Source organism: uncultured Brachyspira sp. (genome assembly GCF_949287625.1).
Taxonomy (GTDB): domain Bacteria; phylum Spirochaetota; class Brachyspiria; order Brachyspirales; family Brachyspiraceae; genus Brachyspira.
In genome coordinates this window covers 123,538-144,962 of sequence record NZ_CASEGO010000001.1, presented here as the reverse complement: position 1 = coordinate 144,962, position 21,425 = coordinate 123,538, and the positions used below count along the sequence as shown (strand labels likewise).

The 21,425-nt window shown below is 27.6% G+C and carries 19 protein-coding genes; 8 read left to right on the top strand and 11 right to left on the bottom strand.

Annotated features, from left to right (window positions below):
- Positions 1-22: 22 nt before the first annotated feature.
- The 9 genes from Q1X91_RS00775 to pbpC form a co-directional block, all read right to left on the bottom strand.
- Positions 23-454, bottom strand: a complete 432-nt coding sequence (locus tag Q1X91_RS00775) for a cyclophilin-like fold protein (RefSeq protein WP_300752401.1) — start codon at positions 452-454, stop codon at positions 23-25.
- Positions 455-556: 102 nt separating this feature from the next.
- Positions 557-1,114 carry a flavodoxin gene (locus Q1X91_RS00770; RefSeq protein WP_300752399.1) on the bottom strand — a complete coding sequence of 186 codons (558 nt, stop codon included), beginning with the start codon at positions 1,112-1,114 and terminating at the stop codon, positions 557-559.
- A 114-nt stretch (positions 1,115-1,228) separates the two neighbouring features.
- Positions 1,229-2,068, bottom strand: coding sequence for a carboxymuconolactone decarboxylase family protein (locus Q1X91_RS00765; RefSeq protein ID WP_300752398.1), 840 nt, complete (start codon positions 2,066-2,068; stop codon positions 1,229-1,231).
- 101 nt (positions 2,069-2,169) lie between these two features.
- Entirely contained in the window at positions 2,170-2,598 is a 429-nt protein-coding gene (locus Q1X91_RS00760; RefSeq protein WP_300752396.1) for a cyclophilin-like fold protein, read from the bottom strand.
- 32 nt (positions 2,599-2,630) lie between these two features.
- Positions 2,631-3,155 (bottom strand): cupin domain-containing protein, encoded by a 525-nt coding sequence (locus Q1X91_RS00755; protein ID WP_300752394.1) that lies wholly within the window; start codon positions 3,153-3,155, stop codon positions 2,631-2,633.
- A 108-nt stretch (positions 3,156-3,263) separates the two neighbouring features.
- Positions 3,264-4,883 (bottom strand): ComEC/Rec2 family competence protein, encoded by a 1,620-nt coding sequence (locus Q1X91_RS00750; protein WP_300752392.1) that lies wholly within the window; start codon positions 4,881-4,883, stop codon positions 3,264-3,266.
- Between the two features lie 11 nt (positions 4,884-4,894).
- Positions 4,895-5,461, bottom strand: a complete 567-nt coding sequence (locus tag Q1X91_RS00745; protein WP_096736853.1) for a TetR/AcrR family transcriptional regulator — start codon at positions 5,459-5,461, stop codon at positions 4,895-4,897.
- Between the two features lie 74 nt (positions 5,462-5,535).
- Positions 5,536-6,300, bottom strand: a complete 765-nt coding sequence (locus Q1X91_RS00740; protein WP_300752387.1) for a FecR domain-containing protein — start codon at positions 6,298-6,300, stop codon at positions 5,536-5,538.
- A 73-nt stretch (positions 6,301-6,373) separates the two neighbouring features.
- Positions 6,374-8,935, bottom strand: coding sequence for a penicillin-binding protein 1C (gene pbpC / locus Q1X91_RS00735; RefSeq protein ID WP_300752386.1), 2,562 nt, complete (start codon positions 8,933-8,935; stop codon positions 6,374-6,376).
- Positions 8,936-9,421: 486 nt separating this feature from the next.
- Here pbpC and Q1X91_RS00730 point away from each other — a divergent pair, with 486 nt between their 5' ends.
- The gene (locus Q1X91_RS00730) at positions 9,422-11,260 is read left to right on the top strand and encodes a methyl-accepting chemotaxis protein (RefSeq protein ID WP_300752384.1); all 1,839 of its coding nucleotides are present in this window, start codon (positions 9,422-9,424) and stop codon (positions 11,258-11,260) included.
- A 426-nt stretch (positions 11,261-11,686) separates the two neighbouring features.
- Here Q1X91_RS00730 and Q1X91_RS00725 read toward each other — a convergent pair whose 3' ends face one another.
- Positions 11,687-12,433, bottom strand: a complete 747-nt coding sequence (locus tag Q1X91_RS00725) for a protein kinase (protein WP_300752382.1) — start codon at positions 12,431-12,433, stop codon at positions 11,687-11,689.
- Between the two features lie 7 nt (positions 12,434-12,440).
- Positions 12,441-12,896: a flagellar export chaperone FliS gene (gene fliS / locus Q1X91_RS00720; RefSeq protein ID WP_300752379.1), complete on the bottom strand. Its 456-nt coding sequence runs from the start codon at positions 12,894-12,896 to the stop codon at positions 12,441-12,443.
- Between the two features lie 246 nt (positions 12,897-13,142).
- On the opposite strand from fliS, the gene Q1X91_RS00715 reads away from it, so the two are divergent.
- The 7 genes from Q1X91_RS00715 (at position 13,143) to Q1X91_RS00685 (ending at position 21,323) form a co-directional block, all read left to right on the top strand.
- Entirely contained in the window at positions 13,143-13,964 is an 822-nt protein-coding gene (locus Q1X91_RS00715) for an aldo/keto reductase (protein WP_300752377.1), read from the top strand.
- A gap of 478 nt (positions 13,965-14,442) precedes the next feature.
- Positions 14,443-14,871, top strand: coding sequence for a flagellar basal body rod protein FlgB (gene flgB / locus Q1X91_RS00710; protein ID WP_013114932.1), 429 nt, complete (start codon positions 14,443-14,445; stop codon positions 14,869-14,871).
- Between the two features lie 25 nt (positions 14,872-14,896).
- A complete protein-coding gene (flgC, locus tag Q1X91_RS00705) occupies positions 14,897-15,358 on the top strand; it encodes a flagellar basal body rod protein FlgC (protein ID WP_008724603.1) in 462 nt (153 codons plus the stop codon).
- A 22-nt stretch (positions 15,359-15,380) separates the two neighbouring features.
- Positions 15,381-15,749 (top strand): flagellar hook-basal body complex protein FliE, encoded by a 369-nt coding sequence (fliE, locus tag Q1X91_RS00700; RefSeq protein ID WP_300752370.1) that lies wholly within the window; start codon positions 15,381-15,383, stop codon positions 15,747-15,749.
- A gap of 39 nt (positions 15,750-15,788) precedes the next feature.
- Entirely contained in the window at positions 15,789-16,571 is a 783-nt protein-coding gene (locus Q1X91_RS00695; RefSeq protein WP_300752367.1) for a hypothetical protein, read from the top strand.
- Positions 16,572-16,734: 163 nt separating this feature from the next.
- A complete protein-coding gene (murJ, locus tag Q1X91_RS00690; RefSeq protein WP_300752366.1) occupies positions 16,735-18,348 on the top strand; it encodes a murein biosynthesis integral membrane protein MurJ in 1,614 nt (537 codons plus the stop codon).
- A gap of 80 nt (positions 18,349-18,428) precedes the next feature.
- Positions 18,429-21,323 carry a methyl-accepting chemotaxis protein gene (locus tag Q1X91_RS00685; protein WP_300752363.1) on the top strand — a complete coding sequence of 965 codons (2,895 nt, stop codon included), beginning with the start codon at positions 18,429-18,431 and terminating at the stop codon, positions 21,321-21,323.
- Positions 21,324-21,425: the final 102 nt, after the last annotated feature.

Genomic DNA, 21,425 nt, shown 5'->3' with positions numbered 1-21,425 from the left:
ATTTTTACAAACTTAAAAATTTTCAGTATAAACTAAAAGTTATATATGCTATCCTTTCTCCGTTGTTATATAAATTATGAAAAATACTTAAATCTGATGTAACTTTTCCAATTGGTATAACCTCCATAGTAAGATTGGGATTAGATGACTGTGAGTAGAATATGGCAAGTGAATTATTTCTGGCACAGTATGTTATATCACCATTTTGGAAATTTAATTGTCCTTTTGTTATATTTTTTGGTCTATAGTCTATTGAGCCGTAATATTCTCTGCTGCCGTAGCCTACCATAGAAACAGTAATTGGAAATATATTCATTATCTCTTTTGATAGTTCTGTATCATAAATAACTCCTTCCAATACTTGATTGTTTACAGTAATTTTAATTTTTGTATTCTCTTGAGCATTACACAAACTAAAAAATATAAAAAACATAATTATACTAATTTTTTTCATAATATATAAACTCCGTAATTGATTTTATTATTATTTATTTTTTACTTGCTTTCAGTTAAAAAATATTTACTAATTTATTAACTGAAAGCAAGATTACAATTTTTATAGTATGTTTATATTTTGAAGCCATGTTCTTATATTATTTTCTGAGCTATTAACACTTCTTCCAGATATACTTAAATGATTTAATATCTCAGAGTTAGGGCATAAAGTTTTTATATCATTTAAACTTCTTCCCATACCGCCTCCGCCATGTGTGCATAAAGGAGCTATTTTTTTGCCGCTGAAATTATGAGTTTGTAATAATTGTTTTACAGCCTGAGGAATAGTGCCCCACCAATTAGGGTAACATAATATTACAGTGTCATAATCTTCTAAATTATTTATATTAGCACTTAATCTAGGTAAAACATTATTATTTAATTCATCTCTTGCCTGATTTATAGTATCATTATAATCTGTAGGATAGCTTTCTGCAGTTTTTACTTCAAACATATCTGCTCGTGTCATATTCTTTATCATATTGGCAGCTGTTCTCGTGTTTCCTCCCCAAGAAAAATACACTATTAAAGTTTTTGAGCTTTGAGCGTACAAACCTCCTATTAATAATGTGCTTGAAAGAAGTGCGTATACTAATATTGTTTTGATAATTTTTCTCATATTTAAACTCTCCTTTTAATTAATTTTTTTATTAGATTTTATAAAAAATGTATAGTTATTTTGCATTTTTTATTGATGTTATTATCAATGAATATAATTAATATAATTTTTATTTTATTGTATATTGTTAATTACAGTTATAGCGTTCAATGTTCTTGGGTATCCTATATAAGGAAGACATTGAGTTACAGCTTCTATCATCATATCTTTTGTGTTTCCCATTGCCATATTAGCATTTGCATGTGCTATAGCCTGAGGTTCAGCTCCTCCTAAAGATATTATCATTATGAATGTTAAAAGCTCTCTTGTTTTTAAATCCAAACCTGTTCTGGTATAAAAATCTCCGAAACAGTTCGCTGATAAATAGTTTTGAATATGTTTTTGATTAGGAGCCGCATTTGAATGAGCAGTAAGTATTGCATTTCCAAATATGCTTATCTGAGTTTCTAATCCTTTATCAAATCTTGTTTCTTCTGTAACAGTTGATTGAGATTCTATAGGAAGCGGTATATTTTTTGATTTGAAAACTTCATTTGCTTTTTCTAAGGCAGCAAATACTCTTGGAAAACCTACATAAGGCGAACATTGATATAATGCCTCTTTTATCTCCATAGGTGTAGCTCCTACATTCAAAGCTATTTCTACATGATCTTTTATAAAGTCAGTGCCTTGCGAAGCTGTTAAAGAAACTAATGTTACAAGCTCTCTTAATTTGGCATCTAATGAACCATGATTATAAACTTCTCCGTATAAAAAGTTATTGAATATACTTTCTAGTTCTTCATCATCAGGTTTTGCAGAAGCTGCATCTCTTTTAAATAATTCATTATATTTACTTTTTGATTTTTCTGTCATAGTGAGATTTCCTCCATTGTTATTTGTATTATTTGACTGACAAGATAATATTGTCATTAATAAAAATACAGATAAAGTCAATTTTAAAGTATTTTTCATTTTGTATCCTCCTAATGTATTATTTATTTTAGCATTGGAGTTTACTCCAATGTCAATAGCAAAATTATAATTTTTTATTTGATTTTATAAATTAATAATTTTTAATTTGCTTTCTCTATACGAATTTCAAAATCTCCTTTCATATTTGAAAGTTTTGATATATCAGAAATATTTTCAAATCTTCCCAAATAAATTAAATTATTTGAATATCTGAAATCTTTATAAAATATAGCCAAATTACCCCAAGGAGCATAATAAGTTATATCACCTGCTTTTGGGGTTATGCCGTCTGGTTCATTTTGAGTATTTAATTTTTTACTCAAATATGATATTTTCTCTGTATTGTTAAAATCTTCAATTTTCAAGTTCATAGGAAGAAGCGATAAAAAATCATTTCCAGCATTTGAATTTGTTATTAAAGCATAAATCTCATTATCATTAAATGTTAATTTTACTTTTGTATTTTGTGTAAAAGCATTCATTGTAAATATACTCAATATAAGTAATATAAAAGTAATAGTATTTTTCATAAATAAATCTCTATAATATTGTAATTAGTTTATCATTGATTAGTATAGCTGTAATATTCTTCATCAGTAACATGTTCCATCCAAGTAACATTGCTGCCGTTTGAATCACCTGTTATAGCAACATGTTTCATATAAGAATTAGGAGAAGCTCCATGCCAATGTTTAACATTTGAAGGGCAGTATAAAATATCTCCAGCTCTAAACTCCTGAATAGGTTTTCCTTCTTCCTGAGTAAGTCCGACACCTTCAATAACTATTAAATGCTGTCCAGCTGGGTGAGTATGCCATGCACTTCTTGCACCAGCTTGAAATGTAACATAGGCTACTGAGAATTTAGATGTTTCATTAGGAGCCGTTATGCTTTCAACTTCAACATCTCCTGTAAAATAGTCTGCTGAACCTTCAGATTTATGACCTTCTCCATTTTTTATCAATACTGTTTCTGTTGGTGATTTTGCATATTCATAACCGTTTGAAACCTTTTTATTTCCTGCATTACATGATATAGCAGTAAAGATTATTGATAAAGTAAAAGTGATTAGTAAATATTTTTTCATTTTCTCTCCTTGTTTGTAAAAATGTTTTATGATTATAGCATTAGAGTGAACTCCAATGTCAATATATAATTATGAGAAATTGAAAAAAATTTTTCTTAAATTTTTTAGTTATTTGCTTTGTTTAAAAACTATTTGATGATTATCAGTTTTACTATTAGCATTAATTTTATTTATTTTTATTCTTAGAATTATTCCTATTAATGCTATTATGAATGTAATAAATAATGCTTGATATAAATTTAATTTTACATCATATTTTAGAAAACTTATGCTGCTGAACTTTTTTGCTAAATCTATTAATAGTGAAGAACAAAATTCAACTGTTAAAGCAGGATAAACTGATATAGGACTAAATATTATATATGAAACTATAGTTATTATTGATGATGAAAGTATTATAAATGATAAAGGCACTGCAAATATATTAGCTATTATAGAAGTTAGATTTAATATTGAAAAATGATATATGCTCAATGGAAGAACTATTATAAGTGCAAATATATTTATAGATAAAAACGATAGAGATTTTATTATGATATTTTTGGTTATTTCTAGGACTTTATTATTAGTATTTTTAATATTTTTTATTACATAAAAATTAATAATAGGGTAGTAGAGAATTATTCCTAAAGTTGATAAAAATGAAAATTGGAAGCTAATATCTTTTATAGAGTTAGGATTAAGCAGAAGTATTATCAAAGCAGATAAAAATAATGCATTAATAGAGTTTCTATTTCTATCAAAATAATATGATATAGTGAAACATACTGCCATTATACTTGCTCTTATTATAGAAATAGAAAATAAAGTAATTGGAGGATATATTATTACTGTTATGATTGCTGATATTAATATTCTTTTGTAAAAGTTTATAGGGAAAAATGACAATATTAAATATAGTATTGAGAGTATCATTGAAATATGAAGACCTGATATAGAAAGTATATGAGATATTCCAGAATCTATAAAATATTTTCTTATATGATAGGGAATAATATTTTTATCACCTATCATAATGCCTTGTGCTATGGTATAGGGTATTGCATCAATATTTTCTCCTAGGGATTTTTTTATAATGTTTCTTATTTTTAGAGCATATGCATTTATATAATTTATAATAGAAAAGCCTTCTTTTTGTACAACAAAATTATTATATGGATATATGCTTGCTGCTCCATAAAGCATTCTTTCAGAGAGTACTTTTATTATAGTTTTTGAATCGTAAATATCATCATTGGTTAATATGTTTTTATATAGATTTAATTTTGAAGATACAGTTATTTCATCATTAATGTATATTGGCTTTAGTGAACTATTGTAAAGTCTTATATTTCCAGCATAATGATACCAATTCGTACCATCATAAACTTTATCTATATAGGCAATATACCTGTCTCTAAAACCTACAACTCCGTCATATGATAATATTTTTGCATTGTATGCTTTTATTTGTTTATCAAAAGTATTAAGAGGATTTTTAAATATGTTATAATACCTTGTAATAGTGTAGCTGTATCCTATAAATAAAGATGATAATATAATTATTATTAAAGATAGATAATAATATTTTTTTAATGCTAGTATTATTGACATAATAATTAATATAAAAGCTGCTATTAATGAAATATAAAGAAATGTTTGATTTACAAATGCTAAAGAAATACCTGCTGCGAAAAATAAAGTTATGTATATAATATATGTAAGCGGATATATAAAAATATTTTTCATTATATTAATATTTATCTTTTGACAATTCCATAGAATATGATATTTATAATAATATCCAAATCTTTTTCATAATCTCCAGAATTTTTATTTTTTACCCATTCAATTTCAAAGCCTTTTATAATAGCCAAAACTGCCTCTGTAGCAAGTCTTAAATCTATATTAAATAAGCCTTTTTTTACGCCGCTTCTTAATATCATTTTTATAGTATTGTATTCTTCTTTATGATACTGTGCCCTCATATGCTCTATAAGAGTAAAGTCCTCGAATATTTCACTATGTAATGCCTCATAAAGATTTGCTAATTTTATATAACCTTTCTGCCTTGTGAGAATATATGCTCTTAATTTAGCTTCGGCTGTATCTTCTTTTTTTATAGCCTCATATAATTCTTTTTTTAAGTCATTAGCTTCATTTTCGGCTATGGCAAAAAATATTTCCTCTTTGCTTTTGAAATAATGATAAATACTGCTTTTAGATTTATGAACCATCAAAGCTATATCGCTCATAGAGGCTTTTTTAAATCCGTACTTTTTGAATAGTCTTTTCCCAGCATTTACTATTTGTTCACGAGGCGTCATCTATATTTACCTTTTAGCACATATTTAATTATTTATTATATACTCAATTTTTTATTTGTCAAAGATGTAATATATTATTTTGTTTCATTAGTTATAATTAAAGTAGTTCTGTTTTCATTAGTATTTCCTACATAATCAATAGATGCAGCTTCAGTATTAGTTTCGCTTATAGTTTTATTATTATATTTTTCATAATAATTTTTTACATCAGCCATATTGGATACTTCAGGTATTATAGTTTCAACATAAGGCATAGAAGTTACTTCAATTATATTATTTTTTAACTCTTCATTTAATTCCATATCTTTGGTTGATAATTTATTAGAATTGTCAATATTAACTTCTGTAAACTGAGCAACTTTAGTTCCATTAACTTCGCCTTTGCCGTATAAGAATTGAGCTTTTGTGTTTCCGTTAGTATATGATATTGCAGCTGCTCCTGATACTTTAATACTGGCATTAGAAGTTAATACTGTAATAGAATCTGCTTTAGCATTTGATGAAGCAGCAATTAAAAAATCTCCATTATCTAAAGTTAATTTAGTGTTTCCAGTTTTATCATAGGATTCATCTATATTTAGAGAAGAGTTTTCTTTAACTTTGAATATATTATTGCTTTCTAAATATGAAGTTAGAGAAGAATTATTCTCTGTGGAGATATTATCTTTAGTGAATAATAAATCGCCGTTTCTAGCAGGTTTTACTATGGCCTTTTGAGAAGATATTTTAACTTTTCCTTTAACATCGACTACTTTCATATACTGATTTGTTTTATATGCAGACTGAAGTGTTAAAGCTATGGAAAGCATTAATAATATAGAAATAATTTTCTTATTCATAGATAAACTCCGTAAAATACATATTACACTATTAATATTATCGGCATTAAAAAAATTATCAATACAGTTTTTTTTACTGTACGTATATTTTTACAGTTGAACTTTTTACAGTCTCTCCATTATCTGCTCTTGCCTCTATATAAAAAGTGTAATCTCCATGCTTTAAATTCCATTTTATATAACCTTTTTTCAAATCATCAATATTTGCTATCACTTCTTTGTTGCAGTATAACTCGGCAGATACTATATTTTTTGGTATGTATGATGATATGAATATATTTTGATATTCTATAGGCAGAGTAGAGTCTATTTTGTATACAGAGTTATCAGTAGGTTCTTTTATTGAAAGCCTTTCTTTTATATTGTTATATGTTTTTATTTCAGATGATGTATTGTAAGTATTTATATTATTTAAATTCATTTGAACTCTGTCAGCTGAATTTAAACTATTTTCCTGATTTATACTTTCCAAATTACTGTTTTGATTATTATTTTTTATTCTATTATATGCATAAATATTATTAACTTTTGTCCATTCTAAAGTAGGGCGTTCTATTTGCTGCTCTCTTATCCAACCGTTATACTCATTAGGGAGATTAATAAAGACTTTTTCTGTAACAGAACCATCAGAATTGTTTTTTATATATAAGTTATGAACATCGCATTCTTCTTTAGGCACATTTATATGAGAGAACTCTTCAACTCTTGTTTCTTTGCAGAACTCTCCTCTAAGTTTTCCGCTTATAAGACATATTTCTCTTTTTACTATGGTATCTGGTTTATCCCATTTAGTTTCTTTTTGGCTTTTATTAAGCATAGTAAATAAGTCATAAAGTATAGGTACAGCACCATTTCCGCCAGTTATATTAATCATCTCACTTCCTGCAAAATCCCCAAGCCAAATACCCACTATATAATCTTTAGTGTAACCTACAGCCCATGCATCTCTTGAGCCTTTTGATGTTCCTGTTTTTATTGCTATAGAAAATGGATATACTATTCCTTTATAGCTTCTAAAAGATCCCATTCTTGCATTTCTGTCAGAGAGTATGCTTGTTATTAAATATGCACTTTCTTCTGATATAACTTTTCTAGTTGTTTTTTTAGGAAGTGTTATAACTTCTCCGTTTGCTTTTTTTAATGAAGTGATTGAATAATGATTTATAAATGTTCCAGAGTTTGGAAATATACTGTATGCCGAAGCTAAATCTATTAAACGTACTTCAGCACTTCCAAGTACTAAAGAATATCCGTAATAGTCTGGATTTTTATCTATAGAACTTAATCCTGCTTTTAAAAGTATATTCTGAAAATCTTTTATACTATATCTTGCAAGCCATTTAACAGCTGGTATATTAAGAGAATTGGCTAATGCATCTCTTATAGTAACTGGTCCTCTGTATTTATGGTCAAAGTTTTCTGGTATATAATCTCCGCCGGGGGAATTAATATAAGTTTTGATATCGGCTATAACAGAAGCAGGAGATTCTCCTTTATCAAATATATAAGCATACATAAAAGGTTTTAATGTACTTCCAGCCTGTCTTAATGCAGTCGCTCCATTTACTGCTCCATGTGTTTCTGTATCAAAATAGTCCATAGAGCCTATCATTGAAAGCACTTCTCCTGTTTTTGCATTAAGTATAACGCATGAAATATTACGTACATTAAATGTATGAAGAGACTGACTTGAATTGCTTATAACTAAAACTGCTTCCTTCTGCATATTATAGTCTAATGTAGTTCTTAATTCTGTTACGCCTGTATATTTTAATTGTTCAAGCGATTCTTTTGCATACATTGTGAAATGCGGAGCTTTGAAAGTATATTTATCTTTATCATTATAAATATTTAATTTCTCATTAATATATTTATTATAATCTTCTTCTGTGATAAAATTGTTATTTTTCATCTCTCCTAATACATATATTCTTCTTGAAGTTAATCTCTCTTCATATTTATAAGGATTAAACTTTGTACCTGATTTTATTATAGAAGCGAGCATTGCAGATTCATTATTATTTAAATCATTAACTTTTTTATGAAAGTACAAATCACTTGCAGCACCAACTCCGTAGCAGTTGTTTCCGAAAAATACTCTATTTAAATATTCAGTTAGTATTTCCTCTTTTGTGAGATTTTTTTCCAGTCTTACAGCATCAAGTGCTTCATAGAATTTATTAATATATGTTCTTTTACGAGGAATTATACTTTTAGCAAGCTGCTGAGTAATTGTACTTCCGCCAGAAACTACCTTTCCGCTTATTAAATTTGATAAAAATGCCCTTATTATAGCCTTATAGTCTATACCGTTGTGATTAAAGAAGTTCTTATCCTCTGCACTTACTACAGCATTAATCAAATTTGTTGATAAATCTTTGTATTTAACCTCTTCAAAAAATCCGCCATGTTTTGGAAATATAGTTGATATTAGTATTGAGTTTCTATCATATATTTTTAAAGCTCTCTCTTCGTTTATGGATAATTCGTCTTTTGAGAATGGTTTGTTTATGTATTCTTTGCAATGTTTATAAAAATTATATCCTTTTGGTATAAATATAATTGCTAGTATTATTAAAGATAATAATATAGAGTATATTATAGTTAATGCTGTTCTTCTTATAATTTTTTCCATAGGCATTATTTTATATAAAAGAAAAAAATAGTCAAATTATTTGTGATTTTGTTCAAAAGATAATTTTTTATATTTATGCTGTCATTTTGCTATATAAAATAATAGCATTATATTAACATGGTTATTTATGCGATGCAGTTTATGTATTAAAATTTATAATAACAAAGCATATAAAAAATTACAAATAATTTTGCCGGATATTTTAAAACATGTATATAATAACATGTTTATAATAATGTTTTATGAAGAGGAACAATTCAATTTTGTCAAAATAAATATTTTAAATTAAAAAAATAATTCTATTTTAATGTTATTAATTATTCTTATTATGACTAATTAGGTATATATAGTATATTATATATATTTGTATAGCATGTTATATTTTTTTACTTATGTAATTTTATTATTACTAAATGCAATTGACAATCACAATAATTTTTACTATAGTTATTTTGTCATCATCAATAATAGTTTTGGAGTTATTTCATGAAAAAAATTAATAGTTTAGCATTTAAGTTACCATTATCTATCAGTCTTATAAGCGTTATAATAATAATAGTTTTATTAATTGTTTCTCTATTTTTTTCAAGCAAGGGTATAAGAGAAGCTATTAATGTAGGATTTAGAAATACAGTAGAAGGGTATGCTTATTTGCTTGACTCTATGACAGAATCACAAATAATGCTTGCTGATTCCTATGCTAGTGATGCTAATATTAGAAATTTTATGATTTTTAGAGATGATACTTATAGAGCATATAGTGAAAGAGATATTGAAGTATTTATGGAAAAAAATCCGTACGTAGAAAATATTTATCTTACAGATATAAACGGCAATGTTATATTAACAAAATCAGATGTACTAAGAAATAGAAATATGTCCGAAATTAGACCTAGTTTATGGAAAAAACTATCTTCAGGAGAGGCATCTGCTTTGGGAAGCACAAGAGAATCTCCTGTAACTGGTGAAATAACTTTGGCTGTAGGTGTAAAAGTAACAGATTTTACTAATAATACTTTGGGATATTTAGTAAGTACTATTAAAGGCAATGTTATACATGACCGTTATTTCTCTAAAGTTGAACTAGGAAGAACAGGAAGAATAGTAGCAGTAAATGAAGATTTAATAGTTACTATGGATATGGATACTGCCAATATAAATAAAGAAGCACCAGCAGAATACAGAAATATATTTAATAATTCATTAAAAGAAGGTCCTTACAGCTACAGAAGCGGGGATATAATCAGAATTGGATATTACAGAAAAATGGATTTTCAGCCTTGGATGGTAACATATGCTATGAATGAAGATGAGATATTTGAGCAGATAAGAACAACTATAGCAATTACACTATTAGTTGCTGTTATCTCTATAGTTATTTTAATCATTATTATGTTCTTCTTTGCTAAAAGTATTACAAAACCTCTTAGTCTTGTTGTTGAAGAAGCTAGAGAAATAGAAAATGGAAGACTTGTTATGCATAGGAGAAAAGTAAATAGAAAAGATGAAATAGGGGAATTATCTCTTTCTTTTCATAATATGAAATATAAACTTATAGAAATAATAGAGAATTCTTTAGAAGAAGCTGCTAAAATGGCACAGGCTGCTAATAGTTTGGCTACTGGTAATAAGGATTTGGCAGAAAAAGCAGAAAGTACAGCTGGAAATCTTGAGGAGACTGGCTCATTTATGGAAGAAATAGCGGCAGCAATTACTGTATCTATTAATAATTCTGTAAAAGGCAATGAAATGATGAATGATTGTAAAATAGCTATAGAAAATGCAGCATCTGTAGTAGAAGATACAGTAAAAAGTATAAGCGAAGTTAATGAAGACAGTGAAAAGATTAAAGATATTATAAGAGTTATAGAAGGTATAGCTTTTCAAACTAATATATTGGCTCTTAATGCAGCGGTTGAAGCGGCACGTGCTGGAGATCAGGGTAAAGGTTTTGCTGTTGTAGCAAGTGAAGTTAGAAGTTTGGCACAAAACAGTCAGGATTCTGCAAAAGATATTACAGAGTTAATTAATAAAGTATATGAAAAAATAAATAAAGCTAACAATATAGTAGGAAGTCAGGAACAGCTGTTTGTAGGAATAAAAGAACAAATAGAAGAAACAGCTGATACTATAAAAAGTATAACAGAAGCTGCTGTGGAACAAAAAGAAGGTGTATCTCAGGTAAATAGGGCAGTTGAAGAGATGGATAATTTAACACAGGAAAATGCTGCTTTGGTAGAAGAGTCAACCGCTTCTTCTATGTCTTTGTATAATGATGCCATACATTTGCAGGAGCTTATTAGTTTCTTTAAAATAGAAAAATAAAGAATCAATATATATTTATACTATTTCTGGTATTTTATGATTTGGGATTTGCAAAGCATATGGGCTATGCAATTTACTGCTTATTTTTTCTGATTAGCGTGTTCAAGTTACATACTAGGCGATGATATATAAGAAAAATATGTCTTCAGTTAGAATAAAGATTGTATACACTCTGCTGCTTCAGAACTGCATATTTATATGCAAGATAATAAATTATACAACATGTAAAACATTTATCTGTGTAATAATTAATATTATCTAATTTTGTATAAAATGATAAACTTGTAAAAATTATTTATTAATAGGTTTTTTAAACGAGACTATTATAAAATAAATAAGTTTTTATGTTTTTTCAAAATGAATAAATAAAAAAGAGATACTTAAATAAAAAGTACCTCTTTTTTTATAATAAAAAATTTTATTAAATTAATATTTTATAGCATTGGTTTGATTATAATTTATCAAGATATATGAATGAAGTCTTCCGTCACTTCCTTTATAAACATTCATATTAAGCGGATCAACTTCCCATATTCTATCAACTACGAAATTGTAATAATAGTTTCCTGATTCTGGTCTTAATGTTATAACCCATAAATTATTAGAATATGTCATCGGATATCTTAAACTATCAAAACCTAATTTATCTGAAGTAAACATAACTTCTTTGGCTGTATTATTACTGTAGAAGAAAGTAACTGTTCCGTCAGAATTATAAATAGGATTTTTTTCATAAAAACCTATATCATTGGTTAAAACAAAGTAGCTTACAGATTGATTATTATTATCATATTCTGTATATGGATTGACAGGATCATTAATCCATACACCATTAACTCTGTAACGGTATGAATATTTGCCAGCTTTTAAAGGAGTCTGACAAAGATAATAATAAACCCCATATGAACTTTTAATAAGAGGTATACTGTCTTCCCAATTGTTAAAATCTCCTGATACTTCTACAGAATCATAATTTTCAGCAAAAGTAAATAATACGCCGTCATCTACTATACGAGGTGCCATAACATCTTGTATATTATAATATTTTAAAAACTCAAGGCTGTTCATTCTAGCTTCGTATTGATCTATGCTTTCATAATCTTTATCTTTACAAGAAATAAAAACCATAGAAATAATTATAATTGCTGATATTAATGCATATATTTTTTTCATTGTTATTTCAACCTGTTATATTTAATTTACTTTCGCCTTCATCTTTTTTACTGCCTGAAGATTGAGCTTTGTTTTCGGCATTTCCTTTAGCAATCTGTTCTTCAACACCTTCCCAAGCCATTTTGAGTTCTTTAAGATATCTTATTACTTCAAGCAAAGGTGGTTTAGTTTTTGATATATTGCCTTCTGTGAGTTTTTGATTCATATAGGTATATATAGAAGCAAGTCTGTGAGCTATATCTCCTGCTTCATAATTTAGAGAAGACAAAAGTTCATAAATAATTTCCTGAGCTTTTAATATATTATTATGGGCTTCTTCAGTGCCATGTTTTTTATCCATAGCTGCACATGCAGTTTCTAAAAACTTTATAGCACCGTCATAAAGCATAATAATTAATCTGTTTTGAGAAGCTGTGCTTACATCAACCTTTTTATATTTTTCGTAACCGTTATTACTAGCCAATTGAATCCCCCAAATATATTATTATGTTAATTGTTTAATATTATCGGAAAATCATAAAAACCATAAGATATTTTTTAACAATTAACATCTTATAAAAAATTTGCTGTAATAATATCTATTATAGCATATAATTATATCTTATAACAGACTTATTTTTTATTATTGATAATTTAATAAATATTATATACTATTTTTATATTTTCAATAAGTACTATAATTAATAAAACTAATAAATAGGAAATAATTATGATTAATCTAAAGTTAAATAACTCTATAGAAATGCCTATATTGGGACTTGGAGTATATAAAATAACTGATAAAAAAGAATTAGAAAATGCTGTAAGATTTGCAATAGAGGCAGGATACAGAAAATTTGATACTGCACAATTCTATAATAATGAAAAAGAACTCGGAGAAGCAATAAGAAAGACTGGAATAAAAAGAGAGGAAGTATTTATAACTACAAAAATATGGAATACCAAACAAGGATATAATTCTACAAGAAAATCATTTGAAGAGAGTTTGGAAAAACTTAATATGGACTATGTAGATTTGCTTCTTATTCATTGGCCTGGTCAGAATAAAGAGAGATATCTGGATACTTACAGAGCTTTAGAAAATATATGTCAAAGCAAGAAGGCAAAATCAATAGGCTTGAGTAATTTTGAGATAAAGCATTTAAAAGATATATTTGCTCATTGCAATATAGCTCCTACTGTTAATCAAATAGAAAGACACCCTAATTTGCCTAGAAATGAATTGGTTGATTTCTGTAAAAAACATAATATGGCTGTAGAGGCTTGGTCTCCTTTAGGAAGAGGAAAACTTTTTGATAATGAAGTTATTATTGATATAGCTAAAAAATACAATAAAACAGCAGCTCAAATAATATTAAGATGGAATATAGAAAGCGGTATTTCTGTTATACCTAAATCTGTAAATAAAAATAGGATAGAAGAAAATATTGATGTATTTGACTTTAATTTAGATAAAAATGATATGGGAAGGATTAATTCTTTAGAAAATGGGGAGAAAATAGGTGCTGATCCTTTAGTTTTTGATTTTTAATATACACCTAAACAACTACATTTTGTCAAAATTAGTTTTTATATTTTTATTATTTTTGGGGACTAGCTCTGCGAAGCACACAGTAGTGCCACGTTCTGCGTGCCGACGAAGCCCCCTGTGGTGTCGGTAGCGAAAGGCTATATTTCAGGCTAAATTTAGTAATTTATTCTACATATAAAACATAATTAGTACTATTTAGTATTATTGTTACACTTGCACTTTCGCGAAGCGTATCCGAGCTTGTCGAGGATATAAGGTTCTTTGACGCTGTCCGCCTGCGGCCGAAGGAAGTACTGTTAAGTATGGCGTGCGGCGGGAAAAATAACAACAAAAAAATTGACAAACTATATTTGTTTAGGTATAAACTGTATAAAAATATAAAATTTATATTTTAATAATAATTAAAAAATGTTAAAGCAGTTTTTTAATAAACCGAGAATAATTGTAAGTATTATTTTATTATTTAGGATTAAAAACTATGAATATGTTTGCTGATACAACTTATGCTAAAACTATGACAGTAGCTAAAAAGCTTTTAAATGTTTATGGGCTTAGAGCTGAAGTTATAGCGGATAATATAGCAAATGTATCTACTCCGAATTTTAAAAGAAGCGATGTAACTTTTGAATATCAGCTTGCAAGAGCTTTAGACAGTGAGAAATATGATGGTATGGAAGCTAAAAGAACAGATTCCAGACATTTTCCTTTTCATATGCCTATGAATTATCAGGACGTTGCACCTACTCTTACAGTAGATTATGATACTAGCTATAGAAATGATAAAAATAATGTTGATATAGATAAAGAAATGGCTGAAGAAGCTAAAAACACTTTGCGTTATCAAATGTTTACTCAAATAGTTAATGCTCAGTACAGAGAAATCAGAAGAATGATAGGTAATGCTTAATAGTTGGTATTAAGGAGAATAGAATATGGGAATATTTTCAATTATTAATACATCAGGAAGCGGTTTAACAGCTCAAAGAACAAGATTAGATGTTATAGCTGATAATATAGCAAATGTTAATACTACAAGAACTACAGAAGGCGGAGCTTTCAGAAGAAGCAGAGTTATATTTAAGCCTAGAGATGACGGCAACAAATATAGAAGCCCATTTTTGCCAGAGGCTTTGCAGCCTAATGTTGGTACAGGGGTAAGAGTTTTCAGCATAGAAAAAGATATGGAAACTGCTACAAGATTTGTTTATGATCCTTCTCACCCAGACGCTATTAAATACGGTGAAAAGGCAGGTTATGTAGAGATGCCAAATGTTAATCCAGTTACAGAAATGGTTGATATGATGGAGGCTTCAAGAGCTTATGAGGCTAATTCTACTATGATACAGTCGGCTAAAACTATGTTTGGAAGTGCTTTGAATATAATTAGATATTAATTAATTTTTTAAGGATATTTTTATGAATATTAATAGTGTAATGAACTCTTATAGTGCTGCTTCAAAAACAGGAAATGTTGGCGATAATTACGGATTCGTATTAAAAACTACTGACCCTAGACATTACGGACCTGCTCAGCAGTTAAGAAGAAGTTCAAGTAATGATTTGATAAGTAATTTTGGTACTATGCTGAGCGATGCTATTGAAGCTGTCAATCAAAAACAAGTTGACAGAGATAATATTATAGTGCAGGCTGGTATAAGACCAGATCAGGTTGATGTATCTGATGTGATGAATGCTATTGCTGAGGCTGAATTATCGCTTAGTTTTACAAAAGCAGTTGTAGACAGAGCAGTAAGAGCATATCAGGAAGTTACAACTTACAGATAATTATAGTTATATAATAAAGTAAAATATAATAAAGAAATAATGAACAATAATAAGCTGTTCTCCTTCAAAAAAGAGTTATTAAGGGCAAGCGTTTATGGGGTGATAGCCATAGCGTTTGCCGACTTAATTTTTTTCTCTATTTACAATAATAATCAAATATATATAACGATTATTCTTATAATTCTTGAAATAATAACCATTGTATTTTTATATTTGGATGCATCAAGCATAAACAAAAGAAAATTGATATTTATAAAAAATAATTCACAGCTGGAACATATTTTAAATAAAAATGTAACTAAAGATAATATAATAGATAGGCTTAGATATTTCGGATACAGTATGTATTCTATTAATTCATCAAGAGTGTTTATAAATGCTGATGTAATAAAAAATAAAAAATCTATTACAATACATGCATACTATTTCTTTTTAGCAGATATTGATAAAGACGGCGAAGGCATTTTAAATAATATAAAAAATGAAGCAAATGAAATATTTGATTTATATATAGATGATAATCAAAAACTTTTTAGAAAAAATGATAATGATGATAAAGATAAAATATTAAAAGCTAAATTATATAATCATGCAGTTTTTATTTTTTATGGAAATAATGTTCCAAACAGATTAATAGCAATGTCAGAATACGGATATACAAAAGAAAAATTATTAAATGCTAATGCTCAGATATTTACTGTATCATATTTGCCTAGTGAAAACAATTTATATTTTGCAGAAGCTATAGAAAATGTTATAAATATATCAAAATTTCCAAAGAATGATTTTGTTTATATAATCAAAGATATTTTTTCATTGTAAATAATTTTTTATAAATTAACTATTATGCTTTACAAGTATAATATTGTTTTTTATTATTTTTCGATTTATATTTTTATGATAGTTAATATATACTGTTATTATATAAATAATTAGTATGAAGATTTTATAATTTGATTTATATAACTGTAATAATAGAGGAAATATGTCAGAAAATAAAAATGTAAGCAAGGAAAAAATAGCCAAATCATCATTAAAAATGTCGCTTGTAACAACAATAAGCAGAGTATTCGGACTTGTCAGAGATCAAATACAGGCGGCATTACTGGGAACTACATTTATAGCTGATGCTTTTGCTATAGGTTTTATACTTCCAAATCTTTTAAGGCGTTTATTTGCTGAAGGCAATATGGCGGCAAGTTTTATACCAGTATTTACAGAGCTTGAAAAAGAAAAGGGTAAAGATGAGTCAAAAAAGTTTTTTAGGGCTGTTTTTACACTTCTTGGATTAATACTTATAGGTGTTGTTGCTGTTGGTATTATAATTTCTCCTTTGTTAGTTAATATACTTTACAAATCTGGAAAAGATAATATAGAAGCATTAAGTTTAGCATCTGATTTATCAAGAATAATGTTTCCGTATCTTTTATTTATATCATTGGCAGCATTGATGCAGGGAGTTCTTAATATAAGAGGATATTATTCCATTTCGGCAGCAAGTCCTATACTTTTAAATACAGTTATCATATCTATGGCACTGTTTTTTTATTTTTTTATGCCTAATTTTTTCAGCAATATGGCTTATGTATTTGCATTTGCAGTATTATTAGGCGGATTTGTACAGTTTGTGTATCAAATGCCTTTTGTTCATAAGCAGGGATTTAGTTTTAAGCCTTATTTTAATTTTAAAGATCCTTATGTTATGAAAATGATAAAATTATTTGCTCCCGGTATATTTGGAGCTAGCATATATCAGATTAATTTACTTGTATCTACTGCATTTGCAGGTGCTATCGGAGAGGGCAGGGTTTCTGCTGTTACATTTGCTACTAGAATACATGAATTCGTTTTAGGAGTTTTTGCTGTAAGTGTTGCAACAGTTATGCTTCCAACTTTAAGCAAACTTATAACAGACAACAAAAAAGATGAAGCAGTTGAAACTTTAGCATATTCTTTAAGACTTGTAGCATTAGTTACTATTCCAGCTACTTTCGGGTTTATAGTATTGGGCAGAGAAATAGTTAGAATGATATTTGAATACGGGGCATTTTCTTCAAAATCTACATATTTAGTATCAAGTGCTTTAAGGTATTTATCAGTTTCATTATTTTTTGTGGCAAGTTATAGAATACTTGTACAGTCATTTTATGCTATGAAAGATATGAAAACCCCTGTTTATATAGCATTTTTTACATTTATAATCAATGCAGTTAGTAATTATTTATGTGTTTATGTATTTAAATTCGATATTATTGGAATATCTATATCAAGTGTTATTGCAAATATTGTATCTTTTTGTATACTATATGTATTACTTATGAGAAAATTGGCTGTAAAGTCAATAATAAATAAAAAGTTAGAGATAGTCAAAACAGCAGTATCCAGTTTATTTATGGCGGCAGCTGTTTACGGAGTTAAATATTATTTATTATCAAATACAGCTGATTCTAGGATATTTTTCATACTTAAAGTATTTATAGTAATACTGTTGGGAGTTTTATCATATTCTATTATTAATATAGTGATAAGAAATGATGATTTTATATCTTTTATTAATATGTTTATAGGCAGATTATTTAGAAAGTTTGTAAGAAAATAATAAATATCACTCTCAATAATAAATTAGAAATATCCGATAAGTTAAGTAGTAATTTTTTTAATAAAGATAAGGTTTTTTCTATGAGTCTAAAAAATAAGGTACTTTTATTAGTTATTATCGTTGTAATTTTAGCATTATCTCCTACAATTTTTATAAATACAAAGACTAATAAAGAAGCATTATACAATTCGGCTATGAATGTTTCTCAGAATTATTTTTACGATGTTGGTTCGACATTTGAAAGTATATTTTCTTCAACTGGTGTAGGTACAGTATCATTGGCAGATATAGCTACAGTATCTTATGATTTATATTCTACAGGAACTGTTGCAGATGTTGCAACCAATCTTAGAAAAGTTATTTACCGTTTTCATAAATCTCAGACAGCTTTGCATCATATTATAGCAAATGGAATATATTTTGAGCCAAATATTATAGAAAATAATCCTTATATGAGAGGCATTTATTCGTTATATTTGTATGATGTAGGAAATACTGGAAATATGCAGCCTAAAATAGAGAATGCAAGCGAGAACTATACTCAGGATGAATTTTATTCTTTAGCTTTGCCTGATAACTGGAACAGAGAATCAAAAAGACCTAGAAATATTTATTATTCTTCACCTTATCTTAAAAATATTGATAAGCCTCAGAAAGTTATATCTTTTTCTTCACCAATATATTCAAGTGTAAATGATAATCTTATAGGAGTTTCTTTGTCAGACCTTTCTTTGGATATAGCTTATGAAATGCTCACCAATATAGTAAAAACAGGACCTTTTAATACTGTTATTTTTGATTCAAGAAATAAAAAGATAGTTTACCATGATAATCCTAATTATATATTAAGCAGTATAGAAGATATAGAATGGATTAATAATGCTATCAATAACACCACATTTTATACTAATACAAGAATAAGAGAAAATTATCAGGTTGGAAATGAAAATTATACATTATTTTTCAGACAATTTGATAACGGATTTTATAATATATTCATGTATGTACCTACAACATTTTTTTACAATGTACTTACTACAACCAACAATACAATATTCTTAATCTTAATAGTTGCTATACTTATTATTATAATAGTACTAAATATAACAATACCTATATCTTTAAAACCTTTGGATAAGATTTCTCAGGAATTGGAGTCTGGTGTATTTGATAATAATATATTTGTAAATGTAACTAAGATTAATTCTAGGGATTCTTTGGGTGATTTAAGTACTTGGATAAGAATATTTTTTGATATGGTTCAGCATGTATTTTCAAGTGTATCAAAAACACTTAAAGTATCAAAAGAACAGAGTAATGCTTTAAAAGCTAAAATGACAGATATTTCTGAAGCAGCGGGTGCTATGACAGAGAATGTTAGTATGATAATAGATAATATATCATCTCAGCAGACAGAGCTTAAGCATGTAGAAAGCAGTAATTTGGAAATATATAAAATCATCGCATCAAGTTTGGCACAGCTTATATCTATTGATGATATGACTAATAATCTTCAAAGTAAAATAGATGATCAGTCAGTAAGTTTGAATCAGATAAACTCTCTTACTGTAACTATGCAGAAAGATATGCAGGAAGTATCTACTTCTGTGGGAAAAGCTAAAGAAGAATCAGAACATGTTGTTTCTTTGGCACAGGACAGTAAAGATAAAATAGTAAAAACAGAAAATATTACAAAATCTTTAATATCTTCAATAAGAGGTATTACAGACTTTGTAAACTCAACTATAGATATATCTCAGCAAACTAACATGCTTGCGATGAATGCGGCTATTGAAGCTGCACATGCAGGAGAGCAGGGTAAAGGTTTTGCAGTTGTTGCTGAAGAGATAAGAAAATTAGCTACTACTACAAATATGCAGTCTGAGAAGGCTTGGAAGATACTTAGAGACATAGAAAAAGAAATGAATCAGATTATGTCCAGTATGACAGAGAGAATAATAGCAACAGAAGATATGCTTGCTAAAATGCAGAATTTTGTTAATACTATGAATAAAGTAAAAAAGGTAGCTGATGAGAAGTATGTTTCTACAAAGGAAATAAGTGTTTCTATAGAAAGTTTGTATGATGCTGTAAAAGTTATTAAAGAACAATATACTGATTTGCATGGAAGAATATCTGTTGCCAAAGATGATTTGGTTAATTTGTCTGATTTCTCTAAGAAAAACGATGAGGCTATGAAGCTAGTATCTCAGAATACTGATGATATAGTTTCTAAAACACAGGATATGGGCAGTCAGATAGGAAATGTATTCGATCTTATAAAAGAGATAGAGCAGCTTTCTACTGTTGCAAGTGATTCTGTAGATGAGCTTGAAAAAGAGATGGCTAATTATGTTATTAAGGACTTTGAAGAAGTACTTAAAGAAAAAATTAAGATTATTAATGAAGGCGACAGAGCCTACAGCAGAAAAGCTTTTGTTCAAAGTCTTTATAAATTTGTAATTGCTTCTTTTGGTAAAGATAAATTTCAGAAGCTATTGGAAGAGATGCCTGATGAGTGCAGATATATATTTAAAGATATTACTAAAACTAGTTTCAGAAAGAAATATCCTTTATCTTCTTCATTCTTTATCCCTATGACTTCTATAATGGACGAGTTTTATGAAGGGGCTAGAGATGGTATAAGAGAGAAAGCAAGATATGATTTTAAGAAATTTTCTTTCTTTACAAAAATGTTTATTAAAATATCATCTAAAAATGCTTTGGCTGATGTATTTGTTAACTTCAACAAAAAAATGTTTAAAAATATAAATATTGAAGTTGTTAAGGCTGAGAAAAGACGTATAATTTATCATTTACAGTATTTCCCTAATTATGATTCTATGATAGAAACATATTATGATGAAATGATAAAAAATATATTTAGATTTAAATATCCTAATGGTTCTAAAGTTAGAATGACAAAATCTATAAGTAAGGGATATATTTATACTGAATATATTATAACTTGGTAATATATGAAAATATAATATTAATAAAGCCTAAGTCTTAGTAAATTTATAAGATTTAGGCTTTTTTATTGCTAATAGCTTTATATATTTTTCCGAAAAAATAAT